The organism is Paenibacillus sp. JCM 10914 (assembly GCF_001315105.1).
Classification (GTDB): domain Bacteria; phylum Bacillota; class Bacilli; order Paenibacillales; family Paenibacillaceae; genus Paenibacillus_AQ.
Window position 1 is genome coordinate 20702 of sequence record NZ_BAZR01000001.1, and the last position, 16666, is coordinate 37367.

Annotated in this window: 13 protein-coding genes and 3 pseudogenes; 14 read left to right on the plus strand and 2 right to left on the minus strand. The window is 50.0% G+C overall.

Annotation, left to right across the window (positions count from 1 at the left end; translation table 11 throughout):
* The first annotated feature begins 78 nt into the window (after positions 1-78).
* From JCM10914_RS00150 to JCM10914_RS00185, 8 genes and pseudogenes are all read left to right on the plus strand, one after another.
* Positions 79-2254: pseudogene (locus tag JCM10914_RS00150) on the plus strand (bifunctional (p)ppGpp synthetase/guanosine-3',5'-bis(diphosphate) 3'-pyrophosphohydrolase).
* Positions 2255-2269: 15 nt separating this feature from the next.
* Positions 2270-2707 carry a D-aminoacyl-tRNA deacylase gene (gene dtd / locus JCM10914_RS00155; RefSeq protein ID WP_036716666.1) on the plus strand — a complete coding sequence of 146 codons (438 nt, stop codon included), beginning with the start codon at positions 2270-2272 and terminating at the stop codon, positions 2705-2707.
* Between the two features lie 437 nt (positions 2708-3144).
* On the plus strand, positions 3145-3651 hold the full coding sequence (locus tag JCM10914_RS00160; RefSeq protein WP_023955971.1) for a type 1 glutamine amidotransferase domain-containing protein: 507 nt from the start codon (positions 3145-3147) through the stop codon (positions 3649-3651).
* Positions 3652-3704: 53 nt separating this feature from the next.
* On the plus strand, positions 3705-4169 hold the full coding sequence (locus tag JCM10914_RS00165) for a hypothetical protein (RefSeq protein WP_023955973.1): 465 nt from the start codon (positions 3705-3707) through the stop codon (positions 4167-4169).
* A gap of 626 nt (positions 4170-4795) precedes the next feature.
* On the plus strand, positions 4796-6049 hold the full coding sequence (gene hisS / locus JCM10914_RS00170; RefSeq protein WP_023955975.1) for a histidine--tRNA ligase: 1254 nt from the start codon (positions 4796-4798) through the stop codon (positions 6047-6049).
* A 46-nt stretch (positions 6050-6095) separates the two neighbouring features.
* A pseudogene (gene aspS / locus JCM10914_RS00175) lies at positions 6096-7870 on the plus strand (aspartate--tRNA ligase).
* A gap of 36 nt (positions 7871-7906) precedes the next feature.
* Complete coding sequence (locus JCM10914_RS00180) at positions 7907-8662, plus strand: ThiF family adenylyltransferase (protein ID WP_023955981.1); 756 nt, start codon at positions 7907-7909, stop codon at positions 8660-8662.
* A 183-nt stretch (positions 8663-8845) separates the two neighbouring features.
* Positions 8846-11029 (plus strand): UvrD-helicase domain-containing protein, encoded by a 2184-nt coding sequence (locus tag JCM10914_RS00185; RefSeq protein WP_023955983.1) that lies wholly within the window; start codon positions 8846-8848, stop codon positions 11027-11029.
* 77 nt (positions 11030-11106) lie between these two features.
* On the opposite strand, the gene JCM10914_RS31180 is transcribed toward JCM10914_RS00185, so the two are convergent.
* Positions 11107-11229, minus strand: coding sequence for a hypothetical protein (locus JCM10914_RS31180; RefSeq protein WP_269433813.1), 123 nt, complete (start codon positions 11227-11229; stop codon positions 11107-11109).
* A gap of 30 nt (positions 11230-11259) precedes the next feature.
* A complete protein-coding gene (locus JCM10914_RS00190) occupies positions 11260-11535 on the minus strand; it encodes a hypothetical protein (protein ID WP_023955985.1) in 276 nt (91 codons plus the stop codon).
* 190 nt (positions 11536-11725) lie between these two features.
* Between JCM10914_RS00190 and JCM10914_RS00195 the strand changes: the two genes are divergently transcribed.
* The 6 genes and pseudogenes from JCM10914_RS00195 to nrdG all read left to right on the plus strand — a co-directional run bounded on the left by JCM10914_RS00195 (position 11726) and on the right by nrdG (position 16570).
* The gene (locus JCM10914_RS00195; protein ID WP_023955987.1) at positions 11726-13048 is read left to right on the plus strand and encodes a replication-associated recombination protein A; all 1323 of its coding nucleotides are present in this window, start codon (positions 11726-11728) and stop codon (positions 13046-13048) included.
* Positions 13049-13086: 38 nt separating this feature from the next.
* The gene (locus JCM10914_RS00200; RefSeq protein ID WP_023955989.1) at positions 13087-13617 is read left to right on the plus strand and encodes a PCYCGC motif-containing (lipo)protein; all 531 of its coding nucleotides are present in this window, start codon (positions 13087-13089) and stop codon (positions 13615-13617) included.
* A 222-nt stretch (positions 13618-13839) separates the two neighbouring features.
* Entirely contained in the window at positions 13840-14715 is an 876-nt protein-coding gene (gene nrdD, locus JCM10914_RS31185; RefSeq protein ID WP_023955991.1) for an anaerobic ribonucleoside-triphosphate reductase, read from the plus strand.
* A complete protein-coding gene (nrdD, locus tag JCM10914_RS31190; RefSeq protein ID WP_023955993.1) occupies positions 14712-15299 on the plus strand; it encodes an anaerobic ribonucleoside-triphosphate reductase in 588 nt (195 codons plus the stop codon). Before nrdD (JCM10914_RS31185) ends, nrdD (JCM10914_RS31190) begins: the two co-directional genes overlap by 4 nt.
* Positions 15262-16070, plus strand: a pseudogene (gene nrdD / locus JCM10914_RS31195) (anaerobic ribonucleoside-triphosphate reductase). The gene nrdD (JCM10914_RS31190) and the pseudogene nrdD (JCM10914_RS31195) overlap by 38 nt, the downstream one beginning before the upstream one ends.
* The gene (gene nrdG / locus JCM10914_RS00210; protein ID WP_023955999.1) at positions 16067-16570 is read left to right on the plus strand and encodes an anaerobic ribonucleoside-triphosphate reductase activating protein; all 504 of its coding nucleotides are present in this window, start codon (positions 16067-16069) and stop codon (positions 16568-16570) included. The pseudogene nrdD (JCM10914_RS31195) and the gene nrdG overlap by 4 nt, the downstream one beginning before the upstream one ends.
* The last annotated feature ends 96 nt before the right edge of the window (positions 16571-16666 follow it).

Here is a 16666-nt window from a genome sequence, read left to right on the forward strand (position 1 = left end):
AACATTCACGAGGGAACCTGCATGGTTGGTTAAGGCGGGTTCCATTTTATTATAGAAAGGGAAGAGAAGGACTCCAACATGGGCATAGAGCGATTACTCGAAAAGGCCAGCGCCTATACAAAAGAACCCGATCTTCTCCGCATTCAGGAAGCGTATCAATTTGCGGAGCAAGCCCACCACGGACAAGTGCGGAAATCGGGAGAACCTTATATTCTACACCCGCTTGCGGTTGCGGACATCGTCGTCAATATGCAGATGGACACGTTGTCTATTATTGCTGCGTTGCTGCATGATGTCGTTGAGGATACGACGGTATCGTTGGAGCAGATCCGTGAACAGTTCGGTGATACCTGCGCTATGCTGGTGGACGGCTTGACGAAGCTCGAACGTATCCAGTTCCGTTCCAAGGAAGAGCAGCAGAATGAGAATTATCGTAAAATGTTTATTGCGATGGCGCGTGATATTCGTGTGATCGTCATTAAGCTTGCCGATCGGCTTCATAATATGCGGACCCTGAAGTACCAGTCGGAGGAAAGTCAGCGCCGAATTTCTTACGAGACGCTTGAAATCTTCTGTCCGATTGCACATCGACTCGGTATATCCGCGATTAAATGGGAGATGGAGGATATCGCCCTCCGTTATTTGAATCCTCAGCAATATTATCGTATTGCGAACCTGATGCACAAGAAGCGGGCGGAACGGGAGCAATATATTGATAACGTTATCGTCTGCATCAATGAGAAGCTCGGCGAGATGGGCATTCAGGCGGATCTGTCTGGCCGACCGAAGCATATTTACAGCGTGTTCAAGAAAATGACGATGAAGAACAAGCAGTTCAACGAGATTTATGATTTGCTTGCGATTCGAATTATTGTGGACAACATCAAAGATTGTTATGCCACACTAGGTATTATTCATACGCTTTGGAAGCCGATGCCCGGACGATTCAAAGATTATATTGCTATGCCCAAAACGAATATGTACCAGTCCTTGCATACGACGGTGGTGGGACCGAACGGGGAACCGACAGAGGTACAGATTAGGACATGGGAGATGCATCGCACGGCCGAATTTGGTATTGCTGCACATTGCTTATAAAGAAGGATCCGGAGGTAATGGTGGCAGTTTCGACAATAAAATGACCTTTTTCCGGGAAATATTGGAGCTGCAGCATGAGACGAAGGATGCTTCGGAATTTGTTGAGTCACTCAAAATGGACTTTTTCTCAGATCTTGTATTTGTATTCACCCCAAAGGGAGAGGTTATAGAACTGCCTTCCGGCTCGGTGCCTCTTGATTTTGCTTATCGGATTCATACGGAAGTCGGCAACCGAACGATTGGTGCGAAGGTTAACGGACGGATCGTTCCGCTGGACCATCAGCTTCGGACGGGAGACATCGTTGAGATTCTGACCTCCAAGCATTCTTACGGTCCGAGTCAGGACTGGATCAAGATCGCTCAGTCCTCGCATGCTCGCAGCAAGATCAAGCAATGGTTCAAGAAAGAGAAGCGGGAAGAGAATGTAGAGAAAGGTCGCGAGATGCTGGAGCGCGAGATTAAGCGGCTTGGTCTCGAAGTTTCGGAATGGACGACCGATGATAAGCTAATGGAGGCGGCCAAGAAATTCGCCTTTAATGATATTGAGGATATGCTGTCGGCGGTCGGTTTTGGCGGGATCACAGCCGCTCAAATCTGCACTAAGGTAACCGAGAAGCTGCGCAAGGAACAAGAGGAAGCCAATCAGTTGGAATTAACCTCCGAGATGAAGGAGATCAAGCCGGCCGAGAAGCGTAGCCGTCCGACCAATGGCGTTCGAGTTCGAGGGATTGATAATCTGCTGGTTCGTTTTGCGCGGTGCTGTAACCCCGTACCAGGCGATGATATCGTTGGCTATGTCACGCGCGGACGCGGCGTATCGGTCCACCGTTCGGATTGTCCGAATCTTCCAGCGACAGGCGAAGGTGAAGATGCCGCTCGTGTGATCGAGGTAGAGTGGGAGTCGGCCATCGAAGCGAATTACAGCGTGGATATCGAAGTGACCGGCCACGATCGCAACGGACTGTTGAACGAAGTGCTTCAGGCCGTCTCGGAGAGCAAGACCAATATCTCCGCTGTGACGGGTCGATCGGATAAGAACAAGATGGCGATGATTCATATGACGATTTTGATTCGAAATACAGACCATCTTCAGTCCGTTGTGGAGCGAATCAAGCGGGTAAAGGATGTATACACCGTTCATCGAATTATGCAGTGAAGGGGAACAAGGTACGTGAGAGTAGTGATACAGCGATGCAAACGCGCCCAGGTAACGGTTGATAACGAAGTGGTCGGCTCAGTCGGCATCGGGTTGATGGTACTTGTTGGCGTAACGCACGAAGATGAAGAGAAGGATGCTAAATACCTGGCGGACAAAGTGGCTGGACTGCGCATATTTGAAGACGATGAAGGCAAAATGAACCACAGTGTCCAAGATGTAGGCGGGGCAATTTTGTCGGTATCGCAGTTCACGCTGTACGGCGACGTTCGCAAGGGCAAACGCCCCAACTTCATGGCCGCAGCGAAGCCTGACATGGCAAAAACCTTGTATGAGGCTTTCAACCGTGAATTGGCAGCTAAAGGGTTGCAAGTGGAGACAGGGATATTCGGCGCGATGATGGATGTTGAGCTGGTCAACTGGGGACCGGTTACTTTATCGATTGACAGCTGAGCGAAGGAAGATGATGCATCGTTTGGTGCGAAGGAGGGCATCCTTTGTGGATAATGGCTTGTTCATGATTCCACGTGTAAAGGATTGATGCTGAGTGCGGCATTCCCCCAAATCTTCGCTGTGCAGTCGTATGCCGGCCATCATCGGATCGGCCGATATGAGAGAGCTGGCCCATACGGATAAGTTAACGGCCATATCTACAGATCCATTTCAAAAGACAGTGGAAAAAGGACGTCCACGTGCGTTGCTTGCAAGATCGTAAACGAAATATAAGCACCTTATTCCGTAGCCTGGGAGCGATTGCTCTACAGGCTTTTTTGTTGTAATGATACCGAGGATGGCATTTTTTTCACCAAGACATCACATCAACAACTGTTATAAAAAAAGCTAATACAGGGTAATAACAAATCGAAGACAAGTGAAGGGAGATATGCCAAATGAAAAAAGTAGCATTTCTACTAGCCGATCAATTCGAAGATTCCGAAATGAAATCCCCTTACGACGCTGTCAAGGAAGCGGGACATCAAGCTGATATAATCGGCCTCAATCAAGGCCAAGAAGTTAAAGGGAAACAAGGCAAAGCCTCATACACCATTGATAAGGCGATTGCTGACGTGAATATGAATGATTATGATGCGGTGGTTATTCCAGGCGGATCTTCTCCAGAGAATCTGCGTCTGGATTCCCATATATTGCAGTTCGTTACTGCAGCAGACCGGGCGGGCAAGCCGATTGCTTCTATCTGTCACGGACCACAAATTCTGGCAAGCGCAGAGTTGTTAAAGGGACGGACCATTACATCCTACCCACCGTTACAAGATGATATGGAGAACGCGGGCGCCAATTTCAAGGACGAAGAAGTTGTGGTGGATCGGAACTTTATTACGTCCCGCACGCCAAAAGACGAACCGGCTTTTGTTCGGGAACTTCTTAAGTCATTGTAAGACATCAAGGAATAACGGAAAACAGATCATAATCATATAAGGAGGAATGGGATATGTCTAAGCAAATTCAAGCTTATTTCAGGACGGAAGATGATGCTGAAGGTGCAAGAACGACGCTGTTAACCTACAATACGGAACATCTTGAAGTAGGGAGGCTGGAGAACCGTATCCGCAGTGGCGGTAATATTCTGGTTCCCATCGTTCCATGGACCAATTCGGGTACAGCTGGCTCCACCGCAGGGGCAACTACGATTGGCGCTCCAGGCGGGGTTGTAGGCGCACCAGGACTCATTGTGGGTGCAACCAACAGGGAACGTGATATCGCCGAGGATCGAGCGGTAGACGGGGATGACGCCCAAGACGCTGAGACGACCACAGGATGGCGCGAAGCGGATGTTACAGATAGTGATTATGGTGATCTAAGTTATGCGTTATCGGTAAAAGTCAGAGATGAAGACTATGAGAATATCGTGCATGAGCTTAGAGCGAATAACGCCTACGTCGAGCGTTTTGAATAAACGCTGCATTGGAACGGATAAAGAAGTGGTAGGGGTTACCTTGCCGTAAAGCGCTTTCTCGCTTGTAACACAAATGTAATGTTTGTTCAATATTCCTTTAATATTGTCTGTTTATAATAACAGCATGACCCCCTTTTTTATATAATATAATGTTTTGGACCTGCAGCAGTCGGCTGCAGGTCTCTTTCTTTTTCTGAGCATTTTCGTGTTTTTATGAGATGTTGCTTGACTTTAGCGCGGCGGTTCATTAGAATCTAAAAATATAATGTTTTGGATAAACTATAGTTATGCATACAAGATTTTATGACGGGAACAAGTAATCCATCCCCACAAGAACAGAGAAGAATCCCTTGGCTGTAAGGATTCGCTTGATGAGTGGACGAATGACCTCCCCGAGAACAGACGGCGAAGCAAGCACTGGGCATACCAGTGGGATAGACAGTAGCCGAACTGCGCGGCCGGGCGTTAAACGGATGAAGCGAAGGAATGACCCACTATATTTCATGTGTGTCAGCTTTCGGAATGTGGGTGGTACCACGGGTGATGAATGTACATGATATCTCTCGTCCCAGTTGTCGATGACAACGGGACGGGGGATTTTTTAGTTTAACTCGGAGGGATTATGGATGGCAAACGAGAGATTTGAGAAGCCAACCGGCACACAGGACATTTTGCCTGGGGCCGTGGAGAAGTGGCAATGGATCGAAGAGAAGGCTCGGGATTTGTGCCGCAGATACAATTATCGGGAAATTCGCACTCCGATCTTCGAACAGACGGAATTATTTAAACGCGGGGTCGGAGAGACGACCGACATCGTGGAGAAAGAGATGTACACCTTCAAGGATAAGGGCGATCGCAGCATGACTCTTCGTCCGGAAGGAACCGCTGGTGTGGTTCGGGCTTATGTGCAGAACAAATTGTACGGAGAGCCGGATGTCACCAAACTATATTACCTTGGACCTATGTTTCGTTACGAGCGTCCGCAAGCTGGACGTTATCGCCAGTTCCATCAGTTCGGGGTAGAGGTGTTCGGAACAGCTGAGCCGGCCGTGGATGCTGAAGTAATCGCGCTAGGATATACCTTTTATAAGGAACTAGGTCTAAACGGTGTGAAAGCCGAGATCAATTCCGTAGGAACATCTGAGGTGCGGGCGGCCTATAGAGAAGCGCTGCTTGCCTTTCTTGAGCCAATGAAGGAAGATCTTTGTTCTGACTGCCAATCTCGAATGGAGCGAAATCCACTCCGCGTATTGGATTGCAAGAAGGATCAGGGTAAGTTTGATGGTGCCCCATCGATTCTGGATAGTCTGGATGAGGAGTGCAGCACGCATTTCGCTAAGGTGAGAGGGTATCTGGATGCCATGGGAATCGAGTACGAGATCAATCCGAGACTTGTTCGAGGCCTGGATTACTATACGCATACGGCTTTTGAATTCAAGGCGCAAGGAATTGGTGCCATCGATACAGTAGGCGGCGGTGGTCGGTTTAACGGCCTGGTCGGCCAGATTGGCGGACCGGATCAGCCGGGCATCGGTTTCGGGATTGGGCTTGAGCGCATCCAGTTGATCTTGGAGCATCAAGGTGTCGACCTATCGGCCGTTAAACCACTTGATGTGTATCTGGTTGCACTCGGTGAAGCAGCGGAACAGGAAGTTGCCAAGATCATATACGATCTCAGAGGCAAAGGGGTATCGGCTGAGCGAGATTATCTAGGACGCAAGATGAAAGCCCAGATGAAATCGGCGGATCGTATGCAAGCTCGGTATACCGCGATCTTGGGTGATGATGAACTTGAGCGTGGAGAAATCGCACTGAAATCGATGGAAACCGGCAAGCAACGAACGGTACGGCTCGACCGTCTGCATGAGGAACTTGTTTAAATGTCGCGTACAGCGATTTAAATATACTTAAGGGGAATGATAATCGATGAAAAGGACACACCATTGCGGTCATCTGACCACAGCACACATTGGAGAGACCGTTACACTTAACGGCTGGGTACAGACCCGCCGGGATCTTGGAGGGGTGCTGTTTATCGATCTTCGCGATCGCAGCGGCATCATGCAAATCGTATTCAATCCGGATTTCTCCGGCGAGGCCTTGGCCTTAGCCGATAAAGTGCGTAGCGAATACGTAGTGGCGGTAACGGGGAAAGTCGTGAAGCGCGACCCGGAAACGTTCAACCCGAACTTGCCGACAGGCGAAATCGAAGTTCAGGTTACGAGCATCGAAGTATTGAACGCAGCCAAAACGCCTCCGTTCTTCATCGAGGACGGCGTGGAAGTCGATGAACAGCTTCGCCTAAAACACCGTTACTTGGACCTGCGTCGTCCAGAAATGCAAAAAACGTTGATGCTTCGTTCCAAAGCGTCCAAAATCTTCCGCGACTTCCTGGACGATGAGGCTTTGTCGATGTAGAAACGCCAATTCTGACGAAGAGCACGCCGGAAGGTGCGCGCGACTATCTCGTGCCAAGCCGTGTGCATGCCGGTGAATTCTTCGCGTTACCGCAATCTCCGCAGATCTATAAGCAGCTGCTAATGGTTAGTGGTCTTGAGCGTTATTATCAGATCGCTCGCTGCTTCCGCGATGAGGACTTGCGTGCTGACCGTCAGCCGGAGTTCACACAGGTCGACATAGAGACGTCCTTCATGGAACGCGACGACTTGCTCGACATGATGGAGCAGTTGATGGTTCGATTGTTCAAAGAAACGATCGGTGTGGAGCTTGCAACGCCGTTCCAACGCATCAGTCATGCCGAGGCCATGAACAAATACGGCTCGGACAAGCCGGATCTGCGCTTCGGTCTTGAACTGATCGAGATGAACGATATCGTAGCCGGCAGTGGCGTCAAAGTCTTCTCTTCCGTGATCGAGAAGGGTGGAGAAGTCAAAGTCTTGAATGCCAAGGGATGCGGAACGTGGACGCGGAAAGAGATTGACGATCTGGGACCATACGCTGCGCGTTATGGTGCGAAAGGCTTGGCTTGGATTCAAGTGAAGGAAGGCGAATTCAAAGGGCCGATCGTCAAATTCTTCAGCGAGCAGGAGATTGAAGCGGTACGAGAACGTACAGGCGCCGAAGATGGTGACTTGCTGCTGTTCTCCGCCGACACCAAGAAAGTCGTTGCTGATGTGCTGGGTGCGCTGCGTCTGAAGATTGGGCGCGAGCTTGGCTTGATCAACGACAACGAATATAAATTTGCCTGGGTACTCGACTTCCCGCTGTTCAGTTACGACGAAGAAGCGAAGCGCTATGTAGCCGAGCATCATCCGTTCACCCGTCCGAAGCATGAGGACCTGGAACTGATGGAAGTCGATCCATTGGCTGCAAGAGCCGAGGCGTATGATCTGGTTCTGAACGGCTATGAAGTCGGTGGCGGCTCCATGCGGATCTACCAGCGCGAAATTCAAGAGAAAATGTTCAAAGCTTTGGGCTTGTCGCCAGAGGAAGCTCATGAGAAATTCGGGTTCCTGCTGGACGCGTTTGAATACGGAACGCCTCCGCATGGCGGGATTGCCTTTGGCTTCGACCGTCTGGTGATGCTGCTCGCAGGCCGTACAAACCTGCGCGAAACGATTGCATTCCCAAAAACGGCAAGTGCGACCGATCTGCTCATGGACGCACCATCGGAAGTCGATGGCGGTCAGCTCCAGCAGTTGCATATCAAGCTTGCTAAAAAACCGGGCGAAGATAAATAATTCACCGGCGTGCGCTAAAGGAGGTTTGCCAACGATATGCTGCATCAATTTTCACGAACGGAATTAGCGATTGGCCCAGAGGGTCTTGATATTATGAAGAACAGTACGGTGGCCGTACTCGGAATCGGTGGCGTGGGCTCCATTGCGGTGGAAGCTCTGGCCCGCACCGGGGTTGGACGGATCATCCTGATTGATAAAGACGTGGTGGACATTACGAATATCAACCGCCAGATTCATGCGCTGACTACAACCGTTGGCCAGAAGAAGGCCGATCTAATGGTCGACCGGGTGAAGTTGATTAATCCGGAATGTGAAGCGATTGCGCTGAACATGTTCTACACCGAAGAAACGTATGAAGAGTTGTTCAAATTCGAACTGGATTACGTCATTGATGCATCGGATACGATTATCTACAAGGTGCATTTGATCAAGGAATGTTTGCGTCGCGGTATACCGATCATTTCGAGTATGGGCGCCGCGAACAAGATGGACCCGACCCAGTTCCAGGTGGCGGACATCTCGAAGACTTCGATGGATCCGATCGCGCGCATTGTGCGGACTAAGCTTCGCAAAGACGGCATCAAAAAAGGGGTTAAGGTCGTGTTCTCCATGGAACAGCCGAAGAAACCTCGACAAGACGTTACGGAGAAGATCGTGCCCGAGAACGCCCCGGAGATTCGCAAGGCGAAGCAACCTCCGGCGAGCAACGCATTCGTGCCACCGGTTGCCGGACTCATTATGGTGAGTGTTACGGTGAAAGATCTGCTGGAAAAAGGCGGCGTGTCTGTTTAATCCACGCTGTAACTAATGCAAACACAGTACCTGTCATGGGTGCTGTGTTTTTTTGTCCCCGTTTGCTCTGGCAGCCTAGTATATGCCGACCAGATATGCTACAATAGAAATCCTTTTGTGTCACGGTTCGTAAAGCCAGACCTTCGATACGAAAAAAATATGTTTCTTAGGAGGTAACTGAAAGTGTCAGAATCTTTTCAAAGTGCCTATCAAGAAGAGGAGTCAAGGCTTAACGAGGTTATCGTGGAGATTGACCGGCAGCTTGAGCGATTACGGGGCATCCCGGTGTATACCGGTCATGATTTCACGGAGCAGGTGCTGGAGGCCGGACGCGAAGAGAAGCGTCAGGCGCTGGCCAAAAGCTTGCCCGAGCCATACTTTGGCAGGCTGGATTTTCAAGAGAATGGAAGCGGAGATGCGAAGCCGCTCTATATCGGCAAGATGGGGTTTGACAAGGAAGTGGCGGGAGATCACCCGATGGTGATTGATTGGCGCGCGCCGGTGGCGAGCCTTTTTTATTCGTTTACGGGAGGCACTGATCCGGCTTCATTCGAGGCACCGGAAGGAATCATCGAAGGGCTTGTCTATCTCAAGCGCAACGTTGTCATTCGTAAGCAGATCCTCGAACGTGTGTCGGATACGTACAACCGCGATGGCGACGGGCTAGCCGTGTCGGATGAATTCCTGGTCTATCGCCTTGGTGAGAACAAGGATAATCGTCTGCGGGACATCGTATCGACGATCCAGGCCGAGCAGGACCAGATTATCCGTGCAGCCAAGAATACGGCCCTGATTATTCAGGGAGTGGCGGGTAGCGGGAAGACCACAGTGGCTTTGCATCGACTGGCCTATTTGCTCTATCAATACAAAGAGCAAGTTACCGCAGAGAAGATGATTATCTTCGCACCCAACCTGATGTTTCTGGATTACATATCCGACGTGCTCCCAGAGCTTGGCGTGGGGGATATTCAGCAGCGAACCTTCGGCGATTGGGCTTGCGACCTGCTGGACATCGAGATCTCCAGGGAAGATCATACGCAGACGCTGGCCCGTTGGTTTGAAACAGAACCGGGCCGGGGAACACCGGATATTGATGATCAGGTCAGCGGACGCTATAAAGGGTCGTTAAAGCTGAAAGAACTGGTTCAACGGTTTGTGGTGTCTTTAGAGGAGTCGGCATTGCCAGAGGAGGATTTTTCTCCTTGGGAAGGGGCAGTGCTGGACTATAAGACGATATCCGAGTGGTTCCACCAAGAATATAAGCCCTATCCGCTTGCTAAGCGGAAAGAACGGCTGCTCGCCAGGCTCCACCGCTGGGTAGAGATGGAGTTGAAGAAGTCTCCGTCGACAGCTGTGTTAAAGGAACGGAAGAAGAAGGCGGCACAACGGGAAAAAGCATATGCAAACCGCTGGCTCAAATTCGAACCAATCGCGCTGTATAAACAACTGTTCGGTGTGACAAAATCAACAGGGTCTTGGATAGAGACTCTGTCAGAAGCGATTCCGGCAGGAGTGCTGGCAGACACACGGAAAGACCTTAAAAAGAATGTAGTCCGAGAAGAAGATTTGCCCGCGCTGCTCTACTTCCATTGTTTACTGAATGACATTACGGGAGAACAGCGCTTTGACCATATTGTCATCGATGAAGCCCAAGACTTCTCTCCGTTTCAGGTATCCGTACTGGATATGTTCGTAAGAGGACATTCCTTTACGATCCTGGGCGATCTGTCGCAAGGAATACATGCGTACCGCGGCGTACACGCCTGGGAAGAGATAAGTTCTTTGTTTCAGAAGGATGAAACGGCTTATTTCGCACTTACACGAAGCTACCGATCCACGATGGAGATCATTGAATTTGCTAACGGAGTATTGGATCAAGGCGTGCATAGTGAATTACTGGCGGTTCCGGTATTTCGAAGCGGCGATGCCGTTCGACTAATTCCATATGCGGATACGGGGACACGGGTCAAGGATCTACAGCGTGCTTTGTCGACGTTGATAGCCAAGGAGTACCGGACGGCGGCGATACTAACGCGCACTTTACGGGAGGCTGTAGAATTGCACGATCAGTTGCAGAAGCAGTGGCCAGAGCTGCATCTGATCGATGGGAGCAAGGGAACTTATCAGGGAGGATACTCCGTTCTTCCGGTCTATTTATCCAAAGGGCTTGAATTTGACACTGTAGTGGTAGCCGATGCCGATACGGAGCATTACGCCGAGAAGGCTTGGGATGCCAAGCTGTTGTATGTCGGCTGCACGCGCGCTCTGCATGAATTATGGCTGCTGCATGGAGCGCTTGTACCAAGTTATGTGAGCAGCAAACCTTCGGAGATTACAGCCATAGGCTGGCCGGAGGCAAATGGTTAGTTAAGGAAGAGGTATAACGAAATAGGCTCCTAAGTAACTGCGCCGTTTACGCAGTTCTTTGGGGCTTTTTTCATTGGTTATCCAAGTCCAAGCATCTGATAGGAATGTCCCAGATTAACGATAAAGCGATATAAAGTCCAGCCAATGAGTATCATCGCGATTGTGAACAGCATGAACATGACAGACAATCTTTTTTTCATGACCAAGGCTCCTCCTTGCGGGGTAATAGTTCAAATGGGCAATTCATCATCGTCACTGCGAATGCCCTGTTTATGTTCGTAGAGAACGATCACCGACCGGACCAAGCTATACAGGGAGAAGAGTAAATGGATGTATAGCAGCGTTAAGATCACCTTGAGAGTAAAGTATTGCTCCGTCAAATCCTCAGGGGCAAACCATTCAGATACGAGCGTATAATTATGCAGATATGTAAAAATTCCGATCAAGCTTGCCACCATGTTCATCATCGACCGGTTCCGTTTGCGCTTCGCTTTCGTAGTAGTCATGCTTATTCTCCTTTTTTATCTCTTTCATAATTTAAACGTTATGCGGGGGATTTAGTTGGGCTTATAGAAGAAAAAAATGGGTGAGTTATTGCGTCCATGACAGGCAAGCGTTCGCAACCTTGCCACAGCAGGAACAGCGCGAATATGATATGATACAGTTTGACGGATTTTACGACAAGGAAGTGTAACGATGGACTTATTCAGTATGGGACGTGAGAGCGACCGAGACGCTAGACTGCTCGCTGATCGAATGCGCCCTTCATCGCTGGATGAATATATAGGCCAGGAACATATCATCGGACCCGGAAAGCTGCTGAGGCGGGCGATTGAGGCAGATCAGGTATCCTCGATTCTCTTGTACGGACCTCCGGGATGCGGGAAGACAACACTCGCACATATTATTTCGCAGCAGACCCAGGGGCATTTCGTACGATTGAATGCGGTTGAGGCGTCGGTGAAGGACGTGAGGGAAGTCATTGAACAGGCATCCAGCAATCGTAACTTGTATGGGACAAAAACAATTCTGTTCCTCGATGAGGTACATCGCTTCAACAGCTCCCGGCAGGATGCATTGCTGCCAGCCGTTGAGAACGGAACCATCATATTCATCGGGGCTACAACGGAGAACCCGTTTCACTATGTGAATGGGGCCTTGATGAGCCGCTCTACGTTGTTTCAACTTCAGCCATTGATCAAGGAACACTCCATGATTGCTATGAAGCGCGCACTGTCCGATCGCGATAAAGGATTGGCTTTTATGGATTTGAAGCCAAGCGAAGAAGCGTTGGATCATATTGCCACGATGGCTAACGGAGATATAAGACGAGCCTTAAACGCGCTTGAACTGGCGGCCATGACGACGCCTCCCGATTCGGATGGCAGCATTCATATTACGTTAGAGGTAGCGGAAGAGTCGATCCGCAGACCGATCGTAAAGGCTGACGAGTCGACGCAATACGATGTGTTGTCGGCTTTTCACAAGAGCATCCGGGGTTCCAGCGATGCGGCGTTATTCTGGTTCCTGTACGCGGTTGAGAAGCTGGGAATGGACCCGATGGTGTTCATCAGGCGGTTGATCGCCGCCAGCAGCGAGGATATTGGACTTGCGAACCCGCAAGCGATGGTACAAGCCGTTAGTGCATTGGACGCTTACCGCAATAATGGGTGGCCGGAAGCGAAGCTGAACATCGCGCAGGCGATTCTCTTCGCCGTGGAGAGTCCGAAATCGGACGGTGTCGTATCCGCCATCTCAAATGCCATGGCAGCCATGGATGAGGTGAAATCAGCTGAGGTCCCTCTTCATCTGCGCGACACGCATTATCAAGGGGCCGTGAAGCTTGGGCATGTGGGGTACAAATACCCCCATAGCTATCCAGGACATTACGTCCGGCAGGAGTATTTGCCGAAGGAGCTGTCCGGCAGCGTGTTCTATCAGGCGACTGAACAGGGGAACGAATCGAAGATCGCGCATAACCAGCGTTTAAGACGTGAAGACGAGGGGACAGGCAAGTAATCTGAATACGAGCTAACATCAATGGGGGAGAAAGAGCCATGAGAACAGGGAAGCAGCAGTTTGCTATATTGTTATTATCGGTAGGAATAATCCTGAGTGGATGCTCGGGCAAGAGTGCCGAGGAACAGGTTGTTGACAGCCATGATGCGATGCACGAGCACGGTCACAAGACGCAGTTGGTGAATGGAGACATTCAGGAGGTGACGGGGTCGATTGACGAGTTGCCGACCTTTTTGAACGGCCAAACCGCCGAGTTACAAACCATCTATGCCCTGTCCGCACAGGTCAGTGACGTGCTGAAATATATGCCATGTTACTGTGGATGCGGGGACAGCGCCGGTCATGAGAGCAATCTGAATTGCTTCATTGACGAGATTCGGGAAGATGGAAGCGTTGTATGGGATGACCATGGTACACGTTGCGGAGTATGCCTGGACATTGCCGTCGAATCGGCCAAGATGAGCAGTGAAGGTATGAGTTTAACCGAGATTCGGAACGCAATCGATGAGAAGTACGGCAGCGGCTATGCCAATCCAACACCAACGCCGATGCCACCGGTGGAGAGCTGATTTCGTGATAGTTAAAATAAAGGGGCCTTGTGAATTACGATTGTAATTCAGCAAGGCTCCTTATTTTTTCTCTCAAGATTCAACAAGAGTTTGTGCAGTGTCCTGCAAAACTTAATATTCTGTGATCTATTTCACGGTCGAAATCTATATATAGAATTATATTTAATATAAATTCCTATATGTAGTGTGTTGAATCCGATAAGCTAGGAGCTGATGGCAATCATGCAAGTGATCAAGAGAGATGGAGTCTCGGTGGACTTCGATTTAGGGCGAATTGTGAAGGCGGTAGATAAGGCGTTTATAGCTGTCGATGGAGCTTCTAATAAGGAAGTGTCCATACGAGTTGGGGAGGAAGTTACTCATGCCACTACAGGTGCAGAGCAGGTTAGTGTAGAGTCGCTTCAGGATCTCGTTGTCCAGCAATTGTATAATAGCGGTTATGAAGCAGTGGCTGCTGCATATCGGCATTACCGGGAAACCCGCGATGTAGAGCGGATGCGGCGGGGAGAGCTCTACAAGATCGGCAAGGACGTAATTGGAGCGGCCAATCTGGATCTGCTGCGGGAGAATGCTAATCTGAACGGGGAGTCCTTCAGCGGTAAAATGAGCCGGATCGGCTCTGAATACGCCAAATGGATGGCGAGCCGTTTTGTTGTGCCTGCCGAGCTCATGCTTGCGGTAAAGGAAGGTTATGTATACGTGCATGACCTGGACCAATACGCACTCGGCACGACGAACTGTATATTCATTCCGTTTGATCGGCTTTTGGCGAATGGGTTTAGTACAGGCAGTGGATCAGTGCGGCCTCCGCAGAGCATTATGACAGCGATGGCACAGGTAGCCATCATATTTCAATGCCAGCAGAATAGTCAATTCGGCGGCGTATCCGGCAATAAAATCGACTGGGATTTGGCGCCGTATGTCGGCAAATCGTTTCGTCGACATTTTCGAAAAGGGTCTGCGTACTTTGGTGAGGCTGGCCATGAAGGGGCTGCTGAGGTAAGCGATTTTCCTCCGGATTGTGAAATATACTTGAACAATAAGCAGCTTAAGAAGCTTACCCGCGAGTTTACCATTACGCATATACCGAAACGGTGAATGAAGTTAAGCAGGCTGCGGAATCCCTGATCCATAATTTAAATACGATGAGCAGCAGGGCTGGCGGGCAAATTCCCTTTACCTCGCTGAATTACGGTATGTGCACATCAACCGAGGGAAGAATGGTCTCGGATGCACTGCTGGACGCAACGCTGCAAGGTCTAGGCGGTGGAGAGACACCGATTTTCCCGCAACATATATTCCAGTGCAAGCAAGGAATAAACCAGGCGGAAGGGGAAGCGAATTACGATCTGTTCCTGAAAGCCATTGAGTGTTCCAGCCGCCGCCTCTATCCCAATTTTGTCAACGTGGACGCAACATTTAATCTAGCCCATTATAATCCGGACGATCCTAACACGATCATAGCGACCATGGGTTGCAGGACCGGACGATCTCCGATCGGTTTGGGAGAAATCATCAGAGTGGCAAAGGCAATCTGTCCTTTAACACGATTAATTTGGTGCGGCTTGGTATTGACAATGGCATCGTTGAAGCAGACGTCATTGGCCGGATATGAAGCAATTCTATCAGCAGTTGGATCGTTATATGACGGTTGCACTCGAGGGATTGATTCACCGCTTTGAACTGCAGGCAGAGCAGCCAGCTAAAGCTTCCGATTTCATGATGCGGGAGGGGGTGTGGGAAGGAGGCGAGAGATTGGCTCCGGAGGACGAGGTGCGTGAGCTCATTAAACATGGGACTGTAGCGCTTGGATTTATCGGTCTGGCTGAATGTTTGAAGGCGCTCACGGGGAAGCATCACGGGAGGATGAGACCAGCCATGGACTGGGAATCGAGATCATCAGGCATATGCGTCAATTTTGTGATGATGCCAGTGAATTGCATGATCTGAACATCTCGTTATTTGCTACACCGGCTGAAGGGTTGTCAGGGAAATTCACGAAGCAGGACCAGGAGACTTTCGGGATGATCCAAGGTGTGACGGACCGCGAGTATTATACCAATTCTTTTCACATTCCGGTATATTACCCGATGGCGGCCTACCGTAAGATCCGTTCCGAGGCTCCCTTTCATGAACTGTGTAATGCAGGAGCCATCTCGTATGTGGAGCTGGACGGTAATGCTAGGCAAAATACGGCTGCATTCAGGGGTATCGTACAATTTGTTTTGTTACAGAATATTGGATATTTCTCTGTTAACCATCCGATTGATCGTTGTCCGGCATGCAGATACGAGGGCATGATCGGAAGTGTTTGTCCTGGATGCGGTGCTCTAGAAGCGGATGGTCATTTCCAGCGGCTGCGGAGGGTAACGGGATATTTGACGGGCAATTATACGGAGCGCTTCAATTCGGCGAAACAGGCGGAGGTTGAAGACCGGGTGAAGCATCTATGAATATCTGCGGATATATTCCTGAGAGCATCAATGAAGGTCCGGGACTTCGGGCGGTTCTATTCGTGAGCGGCTGCCGCCATGCTTGCATCGGATGTTTCAATGCGGAATCTTGGAATTTCGCAGCGGGAGAGCCTTTTACGGAAGAGATCGCCATGGGCATACTTCAGGATATTAAGGACAACCCTTTGTTGGATGGCGTGACTTTATGCGGCGGGGACCCTTTCTTTTCGCCGGAGGAATGCGCGGCGTTTGTGAGTAAACTCAAGACGGCTTGTCCCGGGAAAAATGTATGGGCCTATACGGGATTTACCTTTGAAGCGTTGATGAGGCAGCCGAGGCAGCGCGAATTGGCCATACTGTGCGATGTGATCGTCGATGGCAAGTTCATGCTGGAACAAAGGGATGTCTCGCTTCCATTTCGAGGCAGTTCGAATCAGCGTTTGATTGACGTCGTGGCTAGTGTTGATCGGGGAGTCGCAGTAGAATTTGTACTTCGTTAATGTAAAAAGAGCACACACTTAGCGGACCATGCCGCGTAAAGTGTGTGCTCTTCAGTTTGGACCAGCAGATTAGTAGGGCACTTTATCTGCCGTTTC

What these genes read in the sequence shown, in the direction of transcription:
- hisS (WP_023955975.1), top strand. Translation starts at nt 4,796, where the DNA reads ATGGCAAACGAGAGATTTGAGAAGCCAACCGGCACACAGGACATTTTG.
- JCM10914_RS00190 (WP_023955985.1), bottom strand. Translation starts at nt 11,535, where the DNA reads ATGACTACTACGAAAGCGAAGCGCAAACGGAACCGGTCGATGATGAAC.
- JCM10914_RS31180 (WP_269433813.1), bottom strand. Translation starts at nt 11,229, where the DNA reads ATGAAAAAAAGATTGTCTGTCATGTTCATGCTGTTCACAATCGCGATG.
- nrdG (WP_023955999.1), top strand. Translation starts at nt 16,067, where the DNA reads ATGAATATCTGCGGATATATTCCTGAGAGCATCAATGAAGGTCCGGGA.
- JCM10914_RS00195 (WP_023955987.1), top strand. Translation starts at nt 11,726, where the DNA reads ATGGACTTATTCAGTATGGGACGTGAGAGCGACCGAGACGCTAGACTG.
- nrdD (WP_023955991.1), top strand. Translation starts at nt 13,840, where the DNA reads ATGCAAGTGATCAAGAGAGATGGAGTCTCGGTGGACTTCGATTTAGGG.
- JCM10914_RS00180 (WP_023955981.1), top strand. Translation starts at nt 7,907, where the DNA reads ATGCTGCATCAATTTTCACGAACGGAATTAGCGATTGGCCCAGAGGGT.
- JCM10914_RS00160 (WP_023955971.1), top strand. Translation starts at nt 3,145, where the DNA reads ATGAAAAAAGTAGCATTTCTACTAGCCGATCAATTCGAAGATTCCGAA.
- JCM10914_RS00165 (WP_023955973.1), top strand. Translation starts at nt 3,705, where the DNA reads ATGTCTAAGCAAATTCAAGCTTATTTCAGGACGGAAGATGATGCTGAA.
- JCM10914_RS00200 (WP_023955989.1), top strand. Translation starts at nt 13,087, where the DNA reads ATGAGAACAGGGAAGCAGCAGTTTGCTATATTGTTATTATCGGTAGGA.